The following is an 18,397-nucleotide window of genomic DNA, read 5'->3' on the forward strand; positions in this document are numbered from 1 at the left end:
AGAACTGCGATGGCGGCATTGTTCCGCCTCGCCCTCTCACAGGTTGAGACACCCTCATTCGCGCGTGTCTGCCGCCACCGACCAGCCCCCGCCCAAGGCGGCCATCAGGGCGGCGCTGGCCTGCAGCTGGCGGCTCTGGATGTCCTGCAGCCCCAGTTGCGCCTGCCGCGCGTCGGTCTGTGCGGTCACCACGTCCAGATAGCTCACCGCGCCACCGGCGTAGCGGTCACGGGCAATCTGCTCGGTACGGCGCGCGGCCTGCACGGCCTCTTCCTCGTGGCCGCGCTGGTCGGCCAGGCCGTGCAACTGCACCAGCTGGTCCTCCACCTGACGGATCGCCGCCAGCACCGTGGACCGGTACTGCGCCGAGGCCGCATCGAATTCTGCATAAGCCTCGGCCTTGGCCGCCCTGCGCCGGCCGCCGTCGAACACCGGCAATGCCGCCAGCGGTCCCAGCGCCCAGTAGCGATTGCCGGCATCCAGCAGCGCGCTGCTGCCCGAGGTCTGGCCACCGAACAGGCCGGTCAGGCTCAGCTGCGGGAACCATGCGGCGCGCGCCACACCGATACCCGCGTTCGCGGCGAACACCCGGCGCTCGGCAGCGGCAATGTCCGGGCGCTGCTGCAGCAGGGCGCTGGGCAGATCGGCGGGCACCTGCGGCAGGGTCGGCGCCTGTGCCATCGCCCCCACGCTGAAGCCACTGGCCGGCGCCCCCACCAGTTCGGCCAGCGCGTGCCGCAGCATGGCCTGGTGCACCTGCAGCGCATCCAGATCGGCCTGCGCACTGGCCAGCTGATGGCGTGCGCGTGCCACATCCAGCTCCGAGGCGATCTCGCTCTGGAAGCGGTCCTGGGTCAGGCGCAGCGCCTGCTGGTAGTCATCGATGCTGTCGCGCAGGATGGCCTGCTGTGCCTCGGTGTTGCGCAGTTGCAGGTAGGTGGCGGTCAACTGCTGGGACAGGCTGAGCCGTGCCGCGGCCAGGTCATCTGCACTGGCCTGCGCGCGCGCATGCCCGGCCGCCGCCGCGTTGCGCAGCCGGCCCCACAGATCCAGATCGAAGGACAGCGAGAACGTGGCCGCATTGCTGTCATACACCGCTGGCTGGGTGGCACTGCGCAGCGGCTTGTCGTCTGACTGCCGCTGGCGCATCGGGCCGGTGCTGAAGCCGACCTGGGGCGCGCGTGCCGAGGCCGTCTCGCCTGCGGCAGCACGCGCGGCGTCGTAGTGCGCCACGGCCAGCGCCAGGTTCGGGTTGGCCTGGCGCAACTGCACCTGCAGCTGGTCCAGCACGGGGTCGTTGAATGCCCGCCACCAGTCCTGCGCCAGTGCCGGCTGCGCCGCAGCAGCGGTCGGCTGCTCATACGCCACCGGCACATCGACCGCAGGCACCTGGTAGGTCGGCGCCAGCGAACACCCGGCCAGCAGCAGCGCCAGCGACGCGGCAACGCCGCGCTCAACCGCGCGCATGGGGCGGCTCCTTGGCTGCGGCCACCACGCGCACGTGATCGCCCTCGCGCAACGCGTCGGGTGGGTTCGGAATCAGGCGCTCGCCAGCCTTCAGGCCATGGTCGATGCGCAGCGTGCTGCCCAGGTCGCTGGCGATATGGATGTCACGCAGATGCACCACGTCGTGCGCATCCAGAACCGCCACCTGCGTGCCCTTGGCGCGGAAGATCAGCACCTCGGCCGGTACGCTTACGCCGTCGGCACCACCCTGCAGCGGCAGGGTCACCTCGGCGTAGCTGCCGGGCAGCAACGCACCGTCGGCGTTGTCCACCACGAACTGCGCCAGCAGGGTGCCCGAGCTGCGGTCGATCGCGCTGGAATCGCCCTGCAGCGTGGCGGTGAAATGGCGGCCGGCCAGACCGGGCACCTGCAGCGTGGCCTGCAGTCCCGGCTGGATGCTGGCCGCACTGTTCTGCGGCACCGGCACCATCAGCCGCAGGCGGCGGGTATCGGCAATGTTGAACAGTTCACGGCCACTGTCGTCGGCGCGGATCAATTGACCGACATCGGTCAGGCGCGCGGTGACGGTGCCGTCGAAGGGCGCGCGCAGCGTGCGGTAGCGCCCCAGTTCCTGCAGTCGCGCATAGTCGGCCTGCGCCGCCTCCACGCTGGCGTGCGCGGCCACGGCGTTGGCCTGCTTCTCGTCGGCTTCCTGGCGCGATACCGAGTGACTGCCGAGCATGCCCTGCCAGCGCTCGGCGCTGACCGTGGCCAACGCTGCATCGGCCTGCGCCTGCAGCAGGTGCGCATGCGCCTGGGCAATCTGCTGGTCTAGTTCCGGGCTGTCGATCACCGCCAGTACCTGGCCGGCCTTCACCGACTGGCCGATATCGGCGCTCCAGGATTTCAGATAGCCTCCCACGCGCGCATGGATCGGCGCCTCGGTCCAGGCCCCCAGGTGCGCCGGCAACGTCAGCGTGCCCGCTTCGCCCTGCGCACCGGCGGTGACCACCTGCACGGCAGGCACGGCCTGCTGCTCGGTCCATTCGCCCACCGCATGGGCCTGCTGCGCACGCAGCGCCAGGCCAGCGGCCACGACCGCCACGGCAATGGCAGCCCCCAGGATCAGACGGCGGCGCAGCGGCGCCTGCGGCAAAGAAGCATCAGACATGCAGGGGCTCTCCGGCGGGGGCGGTTTCGGACTTGCGGGAATGGGCCAGGGCGAACACCACCGGCACGAACAACAGGGTGGCGCAGGTCGCCAGCAGCAGGCCGCCGATCACGGCACGGCCCAGCGGCGCGTTCTGTTCGGTGGACAGTGCGGTCGGCAACATGCCCAGGATCATCGCCAGCGCGGTCATGCACACCGGGCGGAACCGGGTGAAGCCTGCTTCCAGCGCGGCCTTGGCGGCATCGCCATGCTCGGCCAGGCGCTCGCGGCAGAAGCTGACCACCAGAATGGAGTTGGCCGTGGCCACGCCCATGCACAGGATGGCCCCGGTCAGCGCGGGCACCGACAACGTGGTGTGGGTCAGGAACAGCATCCACACCACGCCGGCCAGGCCGGCGGGCAGCGCTGTGATGATCACGAACGGATCGGTCCAGGACTGGAAGTTGATGACGATCAGCAGGTAGATCAGCACGATCGCAGCCAGCAGGCCGTAGCCCAGGCCGGTGAAGGCCACATGCAGCGCATCGATCTGGCCATGCAGGCCGACCTGGGTACCCCGCGGGCGCTGGCCGGCCATGCCATCGATCACGCGCTGCACATCGGCCGCCACGGCACCCAGATCGCGGCCCTGCACATTGGCGTACAGGTCCAGCGTGGGCTGCACGTTGTAGTGGCTGACCACGGCCGAACTGGAACCGCGCTGGATCTGCGCCAGGCCGCCCAGCACCTGCGGCGTACCACTGCTGCCGGTCACCGGCAGTGCCTGCAGCGCCGCCAGACTGTCCATGCGGTACTGCGGAGTGGCAGCTACCACGCTGTAGGAGATGCCGTTCTTCGGGCTGAGCCAGAACGTGGGTGCCACCTGCCCGCTACCGGCCAGCGAGGCCACCATGCTGTTGGTCACATCGCGCTCGGTGATGCCCAGCCCGTTGGCACGCAGACGATCCACGTCCACCTGCAGGGTCGGATAGCCATCGGGCTGCTGCAGGCGCAGATCCACCAGCCCCGGCACATGCCGCAGGCGGCGCTGCAGTTCCTGCGCATAGGCGCGGTTGCCGGCGGCATCGGGTCCGGCAATGCGTACATCCAGCGGCGCGGGCGAACCGAAGTTCAGGATCTGGCTGCTGGTATCAGCCGGCAGGAAGGCGAAGCTGGTACCGGGGAAGGCCGACGGCAGCACTTCGCGCAGGCGCTTTTCATACACGGCGGCATCGCCATGGCCCGGCTTCAGCGAGACCTGGATGTCACCGTCCTGTGGCCCGATGGTGCCGCTGGCGCTGTAGGCCATGTTGATGCCGGTCATCGGCAGGCCCAGGTTGTCGACGATGGCGTCGATCTCGTGCGGCGGCACCACCTGCCGGATACGTGCCTCGATGCGGTCGAAGGCCGCTGCGGTTTCCTCGATGCGCGTGCCCAGCGGCAGCCGCACGTGCAGCGACAATGCACTGGCTTCGGTGGCCGGGAAGAAGTCCTGGCCCAAGGTCGGCAGCAGCGCGAAGGACACCAGCACGCAGGCCATGAAGCCGACCAGGAAGCGTCGGCGGTTGGCCAGAACCAGCCCCAGCAGCGCGTGGTAGCGGTCGCGCACCGCTGAGAACCCGGCCTCGAAGCGTTGCTGCCAGCGCACCAGCATCGCCGCCAGACGCGCGCGGCGATGCTGCGGGTGGTCGCCCTCATGGTGGTTGAGGAAGGCATCCTCGGGATGGTGACCCATGCCCCCTTCCAGCCGGTGCGGCTTCAGCAGGTAGAGCGCCATGGTGGGCACCAGCGTGCGCGACAGCACAAACGAACTGGCCATGGCGAAGATGACCGCCAGTGCCATCGGCCGGAACAGGTAGCCGGCGATACCGTCGAGCAGGAACATCGGCACGAACACGATGCAGATGCACAACAGAGAGACGAACGCCGGACCGACGATCTGCGCAGCGCCGTCCAGGATCGCCTCGCGCACACCCTTGCCCTGCTCCAGGTGCCAGTTGACGTTCTCGATGGTCACCGTCGCATCGTCCACCAGGATGCCCACGGCCAGCGCCAGGCCGCCCAGGGTCATCACGTTCAGGGTCTGACCGGCTGCCGAAAGTAGCGCGATGGCTGACAGCACCGCCAGCGGAATGGACGCCGCGATGATGACCGTCGAGCGCCAGCTGCCCAGGAACACCAGGATCATCACGCTGGTCAGCAGCGCGGCAATGATGCCCTCGCGGGCCACGCTGCCGATCGATTCGCGCACGAAGGTGGACGCATCGCCCAGCAGTGAAATCTTCAGGGACGGCGGCAGGGTCTCGCTGATCTGCGGCAGCATGTCGCGGATGCGGCTGACCAGGGTGAGCGTGGATGCATCGCCGTTCTTCAGGGCGGCCATCAACACCGAATGACCGCCGTTCACCCGCACGATGTTGGTCTGCGGCGGTGAGCCATCGCGCACGTGCGCCACCTGGCCGATGGTCACCACTGCACCGTTCACCGTGCGGATCGGCAGATCATTCAGCGCCTGGATGTCACTGGGGCTGTTGTTGAGCAGCACGGTGAACTCATTGCTGCCCAGCTTGGCCGTACCCACCGGGGTAATCTGGTTCTGCGCTGCCAGCGCGTTGCCCACGTCCTGCGCCGACAGCCCCTTGGCGGCCAGTGCCTGCGGGTCCAGGTCCAGGGTGATCTGCCGCTGCTTGCCGCCGTAGGGCGCGGGAATGGCCAAGCCGGCGATGGAAGTGAGCGGGGGGCGCACGCTGTTCTGCGCCAGGTCGCGGATCTGCGATTCACCCAGCGTTGGGCTGGAGAACGCCATCTGCAGCACCGGCACGGTGGAGGCGCTGTAGTTGAGGATCAGCGGCGGGGTCATGCCGGCCGGCATCTGCTTGACGATGGTCTGCGAGATGGCGGTGATCTGCGCGTTGGCCGTGCGGATATCCACGCCCGGCTGGAAGAACACCTTGACCACGCCCATGCCGGCCAGCGACTGCGATTCGATGTGCTCGATATCGTTGACGGTAGTGCTGAGCGCGCGCTCGTAGGGCGAAATCACGCGCCCGGCCATCGCATCGGGCGACAGGCCGGTGTACTGCCAGACCACGGCCACCACCGGAATGCCGATATCGGGGAACACATCGGTGGGCGTACGCAGCGCGCTGAGCGGGCCGACGATGCAGATGAAAATGGCCATCACCACGAAGGTGTAAGGCTTGTTGAGCGCGGTCCTGACCAAGCCGAGCATGCAGCTCTCCAGCAGTGCCACTGCCCACCGCGGGCAGCGCAGGCCGTGAAGTATCCGTGCTGGCGCCTAAAACAAGGCTGTGCCGCGCATGAAACATATTTCATGAAAGGGGTGTTCGGCAGGGCTGCGCCCTGCACCCGCTCCGAGCAACGTCAACGTCAACAGCGGCATTCCGTGGGGTGCCGGGGCGGTGTCGGATTGCGGGGACGCCGCAAGTACGTCCTTGTAGGCTTGGCAGCCGCATCCATGCGGCTGACGCCCCGCAATCCGACACCGCCCCGCCTCTGACAGATTCCGGCGATCTGGTAGATCCACGCCATGCGTGGATGAATCTCAATCGGAATCGAAGAATTCGAATTGAATTCGAAGAACATCCACGCATGGCGTGGATCTGCTGGCCACCGGACAGCTGTCGAAGGCGGGGTGGGTCCGGTTGCGGGGGCGTGAGCGCCATGGATGGCGCGACCGAGGCTACATGGACGTACTTGCGCCGTCCCCCGCAACCGGACCCACCCCGCCATCCCACGGATACCCAGCTTTTGACGTTGCCGTTGATTCGGCGGGTGCAGGGCTGCAAGCCCTGCATAAACACCCGCCCCTACAGCACCTGCGGCCGGCACAGCAGGCTGAAGCTGGCGCCGCCCAGTGGCGATTGCCCTACCCCCAGCCGGAAACCGTGCAGGCCGGCGATGGCCGCCACGATCGACAGCCCCAGGCCGAAGCCGCCGCCCTGGCTGGCCTCGCTGCGATGGAAACGCTGGAACACCAGCTCACGCTCGGCCTCGGCAATGCCCGGCCCGGAATCCTCCACCACAATGCACGTCGCCCCGGCTTCAGCACGTGCCGCCAACTGCACCCGCCCGCCTTCGGGCGCAAACCGGATCGCGTTGTCCAGCAGGTTGCCGATGGCTTCAAACAACAGCCCGCGATCACCCACCACGCTGGGCAGGCCCGGTGCCACTTCCAGCTGCAGCCATTGCCCCTTTTCCTCGGCCAACGGCGCGTAGAAGGCATGGATTTCCTGCAGCAGCGCCTCCGGCGCCAGCTCCACGAAACCGGAGCGCCGCTGGTAGTCCTCCAGTTCGGAAATGCGCAGCAGCGCGCGGAAGCGCGCCATCAACGTATCGGTTTCATCCAGCACCTGGTCCAGTGCCACGGCCTGCGCATCGCCCTCGCCCAGCTGCTGGCGCAGCCGGTACAACTGCGCGCGCATGCGGGTCAGTGGCGTGCGCAGGTCATGCGCAATGTTGTCACAGACCCCTTTCACCTCGGTCATCAACTGCTCGATCCGGTCCAGCATGGCGTTGACGATGGCCGCCAGCATGTCCAGCTCGTCACGGCGATCGGCCACCGGCAGGCGTTGCCGCAGATCACCGGCAACGATGCGCGCGGTGGCCTGCTCGATCGCCTGGATGCGCCGCAGCGGGCGCTGCCGCAGTAGATGCCAGCCCAGCAGGCCGGGCAGCAGGGTCAACGATACCCCCCACAGCAGCGCGTCGAGGATCAGGTGGTTCACTTCGTTCAAGGGCCCGCTGTAGCGCACCAGCACCAGCACGCGCCCATCGCGGGTGGGCATGGCCAAGCCGAAGCCGCGCTTGCCCACCGCCGTTGGATTAGACAAGGGCAATCCGCTGACCCGGTGCACCTGGCCATCCAGCGGCAGCTGCGCGGGCAGCGCCTTCAGCGGCCCGGCCAACGGCGTCCCCGTTGCACTGAACACCCCATAGGCATCGATGCCGTGCACGTCGTAACGGCGGTTCTCGCGCAGCGCCTCACACAGCGCATCGCCGGTGAAGTGTTCGAACAGATGCGCACGCTGCAGCAGCGCCGACTGCGCCAGATCATCCAGGTAATGCGACACCCGCCAGTACAGGACACCCAGCAGCACGCTGCACCACGCCACGAACAGCAGGCTGTACAGGCCCAGCAAGCGGCTGCTGGACGAGCGCCAGCCGTCAGACAGCTTCGCTGAGGACATAACCCGAACCCCGCACGGTGCGGATCATGGAAGGGCCGCCGGGCAGGTCGAGCTTGCGCCGCAGCCGGCCGATGTGGACGTCGATCAGGTTGGTGCCCGGATCGAAGTGGTAGCCCCACACTTCCTCGAACAGCATCATGCGGGTCAGTACCTGGCCGGCATTGCGCATCAGGTATTCCAGCAGCTTGAACTCGGTCGGCAACAGGCTCAGGGTGCGGCCACCGCGCTGTGCGGTGCGCGCCAGCAGGTCCAGCTGCAGGTCGCCCACGCGCAGCGCGGTTTCGTTGCCGGCCGGTTGCTGGCGGCGGCGCAGCAGCACCTCCACCCGCGCGGCCATTTCATCGGAGGCAAACGGCTTGGTCAGGTAATCGTCGCCACCGGCGCGCAGGCCGCGCACGCGCTCATCCACGTCCGACAGCGCACTGAGCATCAGCACCGGGGTGTTCACGCCGATGCGGCGCAGGGTGGTCACGATCGCCAGGCCATCCAGCCCCGGCAGCATGCGGTCCAGGGTGATGGCGTCGTACTCGCCGCTGGCCGCGCGCACCAGGCCTTCGCGCCCGTCGGCCACCCAGTCCACCTGCAGGCCATGGCTGCCCAGCTCCGCCACGATTTCCTGGGCAGTGATGGCATCGTCCTCGATGGTCAGTACGCGCGACATGGGGTCCCGGGGTGCTCAGACCCGCCCATGCTCGCCAAATCGGCCGGGGCGGGCAAATGAAACATCCTTCATGCGTGGCGTTGGTACGGGCCGGTTCAGCCGCCGTCGCCGTCTTCGGGCGGCAGGTCGGCGGTCAAGCCTTGCACCTGCACGTTGTTGCGTCCCAGCGCCTTGGCCCGGTAGCACTGCGCGTCGGCGGCGGCCACCGCCTGGTCCACGCCCATGCCCGGCGCCAGCGGCGCAATGCCGATGCTTGCGCCGATGCGCAGCACCGCCTTGTCCCAGGGAATGGCCAGCGCGGCCAGCGTGTTCAGCAGTTCGCCGGCAATGCGTGCAGCGCGACGCGGGCCGCAGCCGGACAGGATCACCGCGAATTCGTCGCCGCCCAGCCGGGCCACCACGTCCGAATCGCGCACGCCATGGCGCAGCACGCTGGCCACCGCCCACAGCACCGCATCGCCGGCCAGATGGCCCCAGGTATCGTTCACCGGCTTGAAGCGGTCCAGGTCGATGTACATCAGCGAGGCGGCCTGGCCGGTGCGCTCGACATGGGTGATCGCCTGCTGCAGGTGCACCTCGAAGCCACGGCGGTTGCTCAGTTCGGTCAGCGGGTCCATCTCGGCCAGGTGCCGGGCCTCGCGCTGGCGGGCGCGCTGCTGGGTGTCATCGCGCAGCACCCAGACCGCACCGCGCACGTGCCCTTCATCGTCGCGCAGCCAGGCGCGGGTCAGGTCCACCGGCACCGTCGCCGTGCCCAGCCGCAGCAGCAGGTCGGCATGCAGGTCCACTGCATTGCTGTCCGGGTCCAGCAGCACCGCCACGTCCAGCACCGAGTTCGGCGCGTATTCGGTGGTCAGCGCCAGCACGTCCTTCACGTTGTGCCCGGCCAGGGTCAACGCGCCATCACCGGACAGCATGCGCACCGCGGCAGCGTTGGCGTATTCGATGCGCCCCTGCAGGGTCACGCTCAGCACCAGGTCGGCCACCGCATCCAGGGTGATGCGGCTGCGCTGCTCGCTTTCGAACAGGCGCTGTTCGCTGCTGCGCTGGCCGGTGATGTCCTGGATCTGCGACACGAAATGCAGCGGCTCGCCTCGCTCGTTGCGCACCAGCGAAACGGAAAGACGCGCCCAGATCGTGTTGCCGTCGCGGTCCAGGTAGCGCTTTTCCAGGTGGTAGTGGTTGCGCTGGCCGCTCAGCAGGTCCTGCACCAGCTGCAGATCGGTCTGCAGGTCGGCCGGATGGGTCAGCCGCTGGAAGTCGACCTGCAGCAGTTCTTCGCGCGGGTAGCCCAGGATGCGGCACAGCGCATCGTTTACATCCAGCCAGCGCCCTTCCAGCGACACCAGGGCCATGCCCAGCGCCGCGGAGGTGAACGCACCGGCGAACTTGTCCGCCGCCAGCCGCGCTTCGGCGCGCGCCTGCAGGATCTCGGTGATGTCGATGGCCATCCCGACGTAGCCGATGCGCTCGCCGTCGGCGCCGTCCATGCGGCTGATCGACAGGCGCACCTGACGGCGCTGGCCGTCCTTGCGCAGGAAGGTCCACTGCCGCGAAAAGGTCTGGCCCTGCGCCTGCGCGGTCAACGCCTGGAACACCGACGGTGGGTGGCCATCGGCGTCGGCCAGCGGGGCCAGGTAGGCGCGCATTTCGTCCGGCTCGTGGAACGCGCCGGGATTGAGCTTGCCGACCACCTCACTGGCGGCATAGCCCAGCAGGCGTTCGGCGCCGGTGTTGAACAGGGTGATCAGCCCCTCGGTATCGGTGGCGATCACCGCCACTTCGTCGGACGCATCGACCACCGCCTGCAGCCGGTGGCGCATGTCGGCGGCGTCCTGGCGCGCCATCTGCAGTTCGGTCACGTCGGCATGCGCGCCGGCCATCCACAGCGGGCGCCCCTGCCCGTCCCATTCGTACACGCGGCCACGGTCATGGATCCAGATCCACTGGCCGTTCTTGTGGCGCATGCGCAGCAGGCAGCGGTAATGGTCGCTGTGGCCCTGGAAGTGCGCCTCCAGTGCCGCGTCGGAATGGGCCAGGTCGTCGGGGTGTACCAGCGCGATGAAGGTTTCCTGGCAGATCGGCTCCAGCTCGTCCAGGCGGTAACCGACGATCTCGGCCCAGCGCGCATTCACCCGCATCTGCCCGGTCTGCACGTTCCATTCCCAGGTGCCGGCGGCGGTGCCTTCGATGATCATCGCCAGACGGCGGCGTTCCTCGGACAGTTCCTGCAGGCGCCGCTCCAGCAGCGCGTTGGCGTCACGGCCGTGCCCGGTCATCGGCGCCCCCGCGCGGAACGGCGGGCGCACGCATTCCGCAGCCCGGCGCTGCAGCCTGCGGTCGCGTTGGCGGGTCGTGCTGGCGTCATGGCCCTCCCCGGCACCCTGCAGGGTGGCCCGCGGCCCCCCATGGGCGCCAGTGTGCGCACGCCGGGGAGGGCCGACAAGTCCCCCCGCCACGGTACTTGTGGCCGGGGGGCGAGGGCTCAGCTGCGCTTGGCCCGGGCAAAGGCCTCGGCCAGGGCATTGTTGGCCAGCGGGGCCGAGGTGGCGGGACGCGCCGCGCCCTGCCCCTGGCCGCGGTTGGGGCCACGGTTTGCACTGCCATCCCGCCGCGCCGGCCCGCCCTGGCCACGCTCATCACGCGCACCGGGGCGGCTGGTGGCCTGGCCCGGGGTATCGTCCAGGCGCCGGGTCAGGGCGATGCGCTTGCGCGCCACGTCCACCTCCAGCACCTTCACCTTCACGATGTCGCCGGCCTTGACCACCTCGCGCGGGTCCTTCACGAAGGTGTCCGACAGCGCCGAGATATGCACCAGGCCGTCCTGGTGCACGCCGATATCGACGAACGCGCCGAAGGCGGCCACGTTGCTGACCACGCCTTCCAGCACCATGCCCTCGCGCAGGTCCTTGATGTCTTCCACGCCCTCGGCAAAGCGCGCCGCCTTGAACTCGGGGCGCGGGTCGCGGCCCGGCTTTTCCAGCTCTTTCAGGATGTCGCGCACGGTCGGCACGCCGAAGGTGGCGTCGGTGAACTGTTCGGGCTTGAGTCCACGCAGGAAGCTGCCATCACCGATCAGCGCCTTGATCGGGCGCGCAGTGCTGGCCACGATGCGCTCGACCAGCGGGTAGGCTTCCGGGTGTACGGCCGAGGCATCCAGCGGCTGGTCGCCATCGGCGATGCGCAGGAAGCCGGCGCACTGTTCGAAGGTCTTTTCACCCAAACGCGCGACCTTCAGCAGGTCCTTGCGGCGCTTGAACGGGCCGTTGTCATCGCGGTGGCGCACGATGTTCTCGGCCACCGTGGACGACAGCCCCGACACCCGCGACAGCAGCGCCGCCGAGGCGGTGTTCACGTACACGCCCACTGCGTTCACGCAGTCCTCCACGCGGGCATCCAGCGCGCGCGCCAGGCGGTACTGGTCCACGTCGTGCTGGTACTGGCCCACACCAATCGCCTTGGGCTCGATCTTCACCAGTTCGGCCAGCGGATCCTGCAGGCGGCGGGCAATGGATACCGCGCCACGCAGCGACACGTCCAAGCCCGGGAACTCCTTGGCGGCCAATTCCGAGGCCGAATACACCGAGGCACCGGCTTCGCTGACCACCACCTTCTGCAGCTTCGGATTGCCGATGGCCTTGATCGCCTCACCGGCCAGCTTGTCGGTCTCGCGGCTGGCAGTGCCGTTGCCGATCGCGATCAGTTCCACATTGTGTCGGGTGCACAGCTGCTTGATCGTCTGCAGCGACTGATCCCACTGCCGGCGCGGCTCGTGCGGGTAGATGGTTTCGGTGGCCAGCAGCTTGCCGGTGGCATCGACCACGGCGATCTTGCAGCCGGTGCGGATGCCCGGGTCCAGCCCCAGCACCGTCTTCGGCCCGGCTGGGGCGGCCAGCAGCAGATCCTTCAGGTTGTCACCGAACACCGAGATCGCTTCGGCCTCGGCCTTTTCTCGGGCCTGGTTGAACAGGTCCAGCAACAGGTGGGTATGCAGCTTGGCGCGCCAGGTCAGGCGGCAGGCGTCCAGCAGCCAACGGTCGGCGGCGCGGCCCTGGTCGGCGATGCCGGCCTTGCGTGCCACCCGCCCTTCGGCGTACTGGTGGCCGGCCTCGGCATCGCTGCCCGGGTCCAGCTCCAGGAACAGGATTTCTTCGCGGCGGGCACGAAACAGTGCCAGCAGCCGGTGCGATGGAATCTTCGCCAGCGCTTCGGCATGTTCGAAATAGTCGCGGTACTTGGCGCCCTCGTTTTCCTTGCCCTCGGCCACGCGCGCGCGGATCACCCCGGTATCGCCCAGCCAGGTGCGCAGTTCGCCCACCAGCGCGGCATCTTCGCCCCAGCGCTCCATCAGGATCGCGCGTGCGCCTTCCAGCGCGGCCTTGGCGTCGGCCACGCCCTTGTCGCTGTCGATGAAGGTGGCGGCGAAGGCCTGCGGGTCTTGGGTGGGGTCGCCCAGCAAGCCATCGGCCAGCGGTTCCAGCCCGGCTTCGCGTGCAATCTGCGCGCGGGTACGGCGCTTGGGCTTGTACGGCAGGTACAGATCTTCCAGCCGACTCTTGGTGTCGGCGGCCAGGATGTCGTTGCGCAGCGCATCGCTTAGCTTGCCCTGCTCGTCGATACTGGCCAGCACGGCGGCACGGCGGTCTTCCAGCTCTCGCAGGTAGGTCAGGCGCACTTCCAGGTTGCGCAGCTGGGTATCGTCCAGGCCACCGGTCACTTCCTTGCGGTAGCGGGCGATGAAGGGGACGCTGGCACCCTCGTCGAGCAGGCCGACGGCGGCACGCACCTGGGCGGACTGGGCGCCGATTTCGACGGCGATGGTCTGGGCGATCTGCTGGGCGAGCGCGCTCTGGGCGTTCTTGGCGTCGTGCATTGCTTCCGGTCTGTGCCGCGTTACGGGAAAGACCCATTCTGGCCATGCCCGGCGCGGGCATACAAGCGTTGACAGCGGCGGGGTTCAGGCGGCAGCACCAGGCGGGGACGCCGGCATCCTGGCAGAGTGGCCGTGCTGGCCCGGCTGGGATGCCGGCGCGGGTGCGCGCACATGGGCGCACCCTGCCGCATGTTGCGGAGGTCAGCGGTAATGGCGGGCCGCACGCTGCATGACGATCTCGTCACGCATGCTTTCCAGTGCCATCAAGCGGACCTTGCCGACACCCTGCAGTTCCATGAACCGCTCTGTGTAGAACTCCGGCCCCAGCGCGGTGTCGGCGCGGGATTTGCTGAAGCCGTAGGGCACCACGCCCTTCTCGCCGTCCTTGCTACCACCGACATAAAGAACAATCGCCATGTGATGTCTTCCTCCAAATTGCTACTGCGTACTGCACACGATGAGCGGTACTTGCGAGCTCATCGGGGTAAAGCTTACCGCGACCAAGCTGACTGGAACGTCACGAAGGCTAATGACGATCGGTTGCATGCAGATGACGGCCCGATCACAGCAGAACGCTTACGGATCTTTAACCTCCGGCTAACAAAAGGGGGTTTCAGCCAACGGCGCAGCCCCTCGTGGGTGGCGGGTGGGTGAGTCGATCAAATGCAAACCCGTCGCGCTGGGCGGTCGGGCCGGGTTCGCGGGGGACGCCGTAAACCCGTCCATGGGGGCTTGGCCGCGGCATCCATGCCGCGGACACTCCCGCGAACCCGACCCGACCGCCCTCTGAGAGATGGCTGCTGCGTCCGCCACCCACGGAAAAGAAAAAGAAGGTCAAGAGCAGAGCAGCTTGGCCGGCCGCTCTTTGCTTCCTGTAGAGCCGAAGGCAGCGGCAGGAGCCGCTGCCAACGTCGCCCGCGGCGACGGCCCGAAGGGTGCCGGTCAGGACGACCGGCATAGCCATGCACGGCTGCGAGCAAGCGCAGCGCGCGACCCGCTTCTGCTTTTCTTTTTTCCTTTCCGTGGCTGGCCGCCGCAGGAATGTGTCCGTGGCCGGGCAGGTGGGTTGCGCAGGGGCGTGAGCCGCATGGATGCGGCGACCGAGCTTACATGGACGTACTTGCAGCGTCTCCTGCGCAACCCACCTGCCCGGCCAACCCCGTGAATCAGATGCAGCGCGCCAGCCACGAGGGGCTGCGCCGTTGGCTGGAACCTACGGCCACCAGCCGTGCCCGAACCGGGCGTAATGATCGGCCGCGCGCTCGAACGGATTGCGTGCACTCACCCCACCGCACAGCAGATACACCGGCAGGTACAACGGCCCCAGCACCAGGTACTGGTACACATGCGCCCGCTCGTGGTCATCCAACCGGATCAGCGGCTCCACGCCCCACCCCGCCTGGTGCGCATAGGTACGGCAGCACATGCCCAGATCGTGGCCGGTGTGCAGGATCACATTGCCCAAGGTGATCGCCCCACCCGGGCCCCACGGCCAGCGGTCAAACACCAGTGCGCAGTCGCGGCTGCTCCAGCGCGGCCTGGCGCCCCCCAGCAGTCCCGCCAACCCGGCCAGCAGCCCGATCAACGAATTGGGAAGCGTCCACACCGCGCCCAGCACCTGCACGGCGCGCAGCCACAGCGGCACCGGTCGGGACGCGGCCGCGTTCAATCGGCCTCGTTGGGAATCAGCAGCCACAGGATCAGGTAGACCAGGATGCCGGGGAACGCGGCCGACGCCAGCGACACCAGCACATAGACCACCCGCAGCAGCGTCGGGCTCCAGCCGAAACGGTGGGCGATGCCGCCCATTACGCCGGCGATCATGCGGTCGTTCAGTGAACGCGACAGCGTTTTCGGCGTGGTGTTCATGGCGGTTCTCCCAGGCTACGGAAAAGGCAGTCGAGCATGGCTCGACTCTACACCGCCCCTTGTCTACGGCGTGCGTTGGCGCAGGGCCTGCAGGCGGGCGCCGAACCAGGCCGCGGCAGTCTGTTCCGGTTGGCCCGGGCAGCGGATCCGGTACGGCTTGCCGCTCATGCTGCTCTGGCTGGCGGCGCGCTCGATGAACTGTTCGGGGGTATCGACCAGCTTCTTCTTCAGCAGGTAGTCGTACTTGCGCTGCAGGTGCGCGCGTGCGGCGGCGGCGTCATGCCAGCTGCCGTTGCGCTGGAACTGGCAGGCCGAGCCGTCCAGGCTGCCGATCAGCTGGGCGATCTCACGTTGGGCCTGGGGATCGGGGGCGGCATGGGCCAGGGGGGCGGCGAGCACTGCCGCGAGGATCAGAAGGGTTCGTCGGGACATCAGGGGTCTCTGGGCAGTTGAGCACGCTCGAATCTACCGCTGCATGACTTGAATATTCTCGCAGAACGAAAAGAAGTCCGGCGCGACAGGAATCGCGTCGTCCGCATGGATATGCCCCCCCGCAATTGTGAACTTCACACTACCTGTCCGCGTATCAAGCCAATAGTCGTTGTCTCCGCAGTCACCTGCAAAGGGGATGTGAGATTCAAAGAACGCCAGAGCTTCAGGATGGCGGTCTGCCCTCCATCCCATCACATCATCGATTGATACGAGCCGAGGATTGGGCGGCATACCCGGCACCTCGATGCAATGAAAGGCCTCCAGCTCAAGCCGATTTGGATCTTCTGCAGCAACTTCGTAGAACGTGTGCCGATAGAACACCGCGCCGCCGTCGAAGTAGCCACCATTGTGCTTCGAATAGAATTCGATGAAGTCATCTCTGCCGGGAAATCTGCCCTGCACCATCGCCGCAATCAGATCGACCGGCACCGGTGGCGACGAATCGTTGAACGCGACGTTGTTCCGGGCGAAAACTGCTGGCTGGACCATGAGCCTATCCATCAAACGGGTGTTTGAGCTTACCCACCTTCCGCAGTCGAGCGAGCTCGACTCTACCGGTCGCGCGCCTTCAGCCAGCCGTCGATCGTCGCCGGGACTTCGCGCTGGGCGCGGCCGGAGACGTAGATACCGATGTGGCCGCCGCGGAAACTGGACTCGGTGTAGTCCAGCGTGCCCAGGCGCCCGCGCATCGCGCGCGAGGCATCGGGCGGCACAAGGTGATCCTGCTCGGCGTAGATGTTCAGTACCGGCAAGGTCACTTGCGACAGATCCACAGCCTCTTCGCCGATGCGCACGGTGCCGTTCACCAGCCCGTTGCCCTGGTAGAACTGCTTGATGAAGTCGCGGAATGCCTCACCGGCCAAGTCAGGCGAATCGAAGATCCATTTCTCCATGCGCAGGAAATCTTCCAGCGCCGCCTTGTCATCCAGGATGTCGAGCAGGCCCACGTATTTCTGCACGTTCAAGCGGAACGGCTTGAGCATCAGGTAGCTGGCGTTCATCAGGTCGGCCGGGATGTTGCCCAGCGTATCCACCAACAGGTCCACGTCCACCTGCCGGGCCCAGTGCGACAGCATGTTGTCGGCGGTATGGAAATCGACCGGGGTGACCATGGTGATCAGGCTGGCCAGCTTGTGCTGGCGCAGCGCGGCGTAGCACAGGGCGAACACGCCGCCCTGGCAGATGCCCAGCATGTCCACCGGCTCGCCGCTGCGCGCGCGCAGCGCATCCACCGCACCGTCGATATAGCGCAGCAGGTAGTCTTCCAGCGTCTGGAAACGTTCGGAACGGTCCGGGTAGCCCCAGTCCAGCACGTACACGTCCTGGCCCAGTGCCAGCAGTTTCTGCACCAGCGAGCGGTCGGCCTGCAGGTCGACCATGTAGGGCCGGTTGACCAGCGCGTAGACGATCAACAGGGGCCGGCGCCGGGTGGGCGCGTGTTCGCCCACGAAGCGGTACAGCACCACCTTGCCATCGCGCCAGACTTCCTCGCGGGCGGTGGCGCCGTAGTCCACGTCCTCCACCTGCGGCAGCAGCTTCAACCCTTCCATCAGCTTGCGCTGCATGGCCAGGGTTTCCTGCATCAGATCGTCGGCGTTGAAGCCCAGCGGCCCTTTCATCGCCCACGTACCTTCGGCGCCGCGCGCGCGGTGGTCTTCTTGGCCGGTGCCTTCTTTGCGGGCGCCTTCTTTGCCGGCGCCGCCTTCTTCGCTGCCTTGCGCAGCGGCGGCTTCACCTTGGCCGCCGCCGGCTGTGCCACCGGGTCCACGGCTGCCGCTCCGGCCAGCACCGCCACCTGTGCCTGCAGGCGGCGCAGGCTGCGCTCCAGCTCGGCAATGCGCCGGTGCGCGGTATCCATCTCGCTTCGTGTCGGCAGGCCGATGCGTTCACTCATCTGTTCCACCTCGCGTTGCAGGCCTGCGCGCAGGCGCATCTGCGCGTTGCCCAGCGAGGCGTACACCTGCTGGAACGGCTCGGACAGGGCGACCTTGGCATAGGCCTCTTCGGCCACTTCGATCCACAGGTCGAACATCGCGCGCGCACTGGTCAACTGGCTGCCGGGCTGCTCGTGCTCGGCCAGGCGTTGCTCGAACAGGGTGAAGGCTTCTTCCAGCGCCTGCTTGATCTGCTCCACGTAGGCGCGCGAGTGCTGCTGGTATTCCTCCTGCGCGCGCAGCAGCGACTGCCAGCGCGCCTGGTGCTCGCGGCCGGGGCCGAAGGCCGGGCTCTGCAGCCAGGGGCCGGCCTGCAGCTGCCATTGCTGCAGCCAGGCGGCGAACTCGGGCACCGACGCTCCGGCCTGGGTGCTGCCGCGCGCGCCCTGCAGCATCCACTGCAGCATGCCCTCGCCCTGCCCGTTCACCGCCTCGCGCCAGGCCTGGGCCACATCGGCGCTGCTGGCGTCACGTCCGGCAAAACGCGCGGCCACTTCCTGCATGGTGCCGTACCAGCTGCCCGCCTGTTCGCGGAACCGGCGCAGCGCATCCTCTGGCGCGCCCTGCCCCTGTTCGGGCAACAGCTGCCCCCACCAGTCGAACAGGCGCTGCCAGCTGGCCGGGTCATCACCGGCCGTAGCGCCCGGCGCGCCGGCGTGGCGCAGGGCATCGCCCCAGGCGCCGAAGTACTGCCGGGCCAGGGCTTCGAAATCGCTGCTGCCGGCGTCGTGGGCCGAGCTGGTCATCGTGCGCCTCCGCGGG

Annotated in this window: 14 protein-coding genes; all 14 read right to left on the reverse strand. The window is 67.8% G+C overall.

The genetic code is table 11. The features are described from left to right. Positions 1-54 precede the first annotated feature (54 nt). A complete protein-coding gene (locus C1922_RS11650; protein WP_108749901.1) occupies positions 55-1,467 on the reverse strand; it encodes an efflux transporter outer membrane subunit in 1,413 nt (470 codons plus the stop codon). Next, positions 1,454-2,617, reverse strand: a complete 1,164-nt coding sequence (locus C1922_RS11655; RefSeq protein WP_108749902.1) for an efflux RND transporter periplasmic adaptor subunit — start codon at positions 2,615-2,617, stop codon at positions 1,454-1,456. The genes C1922_RS11650 and C1922_RS11655 overlap by 14 nt, the downstream gene beginning before the upstream one ends. Then, positions 2,610-5,828 (reverse strand): efflux RND transporter permease subunit, encoded by a 3,219-nt coding sequence (locus tag C1922_RS11660; RefSeq protein WP_108749903.1) that lies wholly within the window; start codon positions 5,826-5,828, stop codon positions 2,610-2,612. The genes C1922_RS11655 and C1922_RS11660 overlap by 8 nt, the downstream gene beginning before the upstream one ends. Before the next feature lie 598 nt (positions 5,829-6,426). Continuing rightward, positions 6,427-7,806, reverse strand: coding sequence for an ATP-binding protein (locus C1922_RS11670; RefSeq protein ID WP_108749905.1), 1,380 nt, complete (start codon positions 7,804-7,806; stop codon positions 6,427-6,429). Continuing rightward, on the reverse strand, positions 7,784-8,467 hold the full coding sequence (locus tag C1922_RS11675) for a response regulator transcription factor (protein WP_108749906.1): 684 nt from the start codon (positions 8,465-8,467) through the stop codon (positions 7,784-7,786). Before C1922_RS11675 ends, C1922_RS11670 begins: the two co-directional genes overlap by 23 nt. Positions 8,468-8,562: 95 nt before the next feature. Then, positions 8,563-10,746: a PAS domain S-box protein gene (locus C1922_RS11680; protein ID WP_108749907.1), complete on the reverse strand. Its 2,184-nt coding sequence runs from the start codon at positions 10,744-10,746 to the stop codon at positions 8,563-8,565. 206 nt (positions 10,747-10,952) lie between these two features. Continuing rightward, on the reverse strand, positions 10,953-13,340 hold the full coding sequence (locus tag C1922_RS11685) for a Tex family protein (RefSeq protein WP_108749908.1): 2,388 nt from the start codon (positions 13,338-13,340) through the stop codon (positions 10,953-10,955). A 201-nt stretch (positions 13,341-13,541) separates the two neighbouring features. Next, entirely contained in the window at positions 13,542-13,757 is a 216-nt protein-coding gene (locus C1922_RS11690; protein ID WP_006374014.1) for a hypothetical protein, read from the reverse strand. Positions 13,758-14,553: 796 nt separating this feature from the next. Then, on the reverse strand, positions 14,554-15,009 hold the full coding sequence (locus C1922_RS11695) for a hypothetical protein (RefSeq protein WP_108749909.1): 456 nt from the start codon (positions 15,007-15,009) through the stop codon (positions 14,554-14,556). After that, a complete protein-coding gene (locus C1922_RS11700; protein ID WP_108749910.1) occupies positions 15,006-15,209 on the reverse strand; it encodes a PspC domain-containing protein in 204 nt (67 codons plus the stop codon). Before C1922_RS11700 ends, C1922_RS11695 begins: the two co-directional genes overlap by 4 nt. Before the next feature lie 63 nt (positions 15,210-15,272). Then, a complete protein-coding gene (locus tag C1922_RS11705) occupies positions 15,273-15,641 on the reverse strand; it encodes a YfeK family protein (RefSeq protein ID WP_108749911.1) in 369 nt (122 codons plus the stop codon). A gap of 33 nt (positions 15,642-15,674) precedes the next feature. Then, positions 15,675-16,190, reverse strand: coding sequence for an SMI1/KNR4 family protein (locus C1922_RS11710; RefSeq protein ID WP_108749912.1), 516 nt, complete (start codon positions 16,188-16,190; stop codon positions 15,675-15,677). A 62-nt stretch (positions 16,191-16,252) separates the two neighbouring features. Further along, the gene (gene phaC, locus C1922_RS11715; protein ID WP_108749913.1) at positions 16,253-17,320 is read right to left on the reverse strand and encodes a class III poly(R)-hydroxyalkanoic acid synthase subunit PhaC; all 1,068 of its coding nucleotides are present in this window, start codon (positions 17,318-17,320) and stop codon (positions 16,253-16,255) included. Continuing rightward, entirely contained in the window at positions 17,317-18,381 is a 1,065-nt protein-coding gene (gene phaE, locus C1922_RS11720) for a class III poly(R)-hydroxyalkanoic acid synthase subunit PhaE (RefSeq protein WP_108749914.1), read from the reverse strand. The genes phaC and phaE overlap by 4 nt, the downstream gene beginning before the upstream one ends. Between the last annotated feature and the right edge of the window lie 16 nt (positions 18,382-18,397).

It is taken from the genome of Stenotrophomonas sp. ZAC14D2_NAIMI4_7 (assembly GCF_003086675.1).
Taxonomy (GTDB): Bacteria; Pseudomonadota; Gammaproteobacteria; order Xanthomonadales; family Xanthomonadaceae; genus Stenotrophomonas.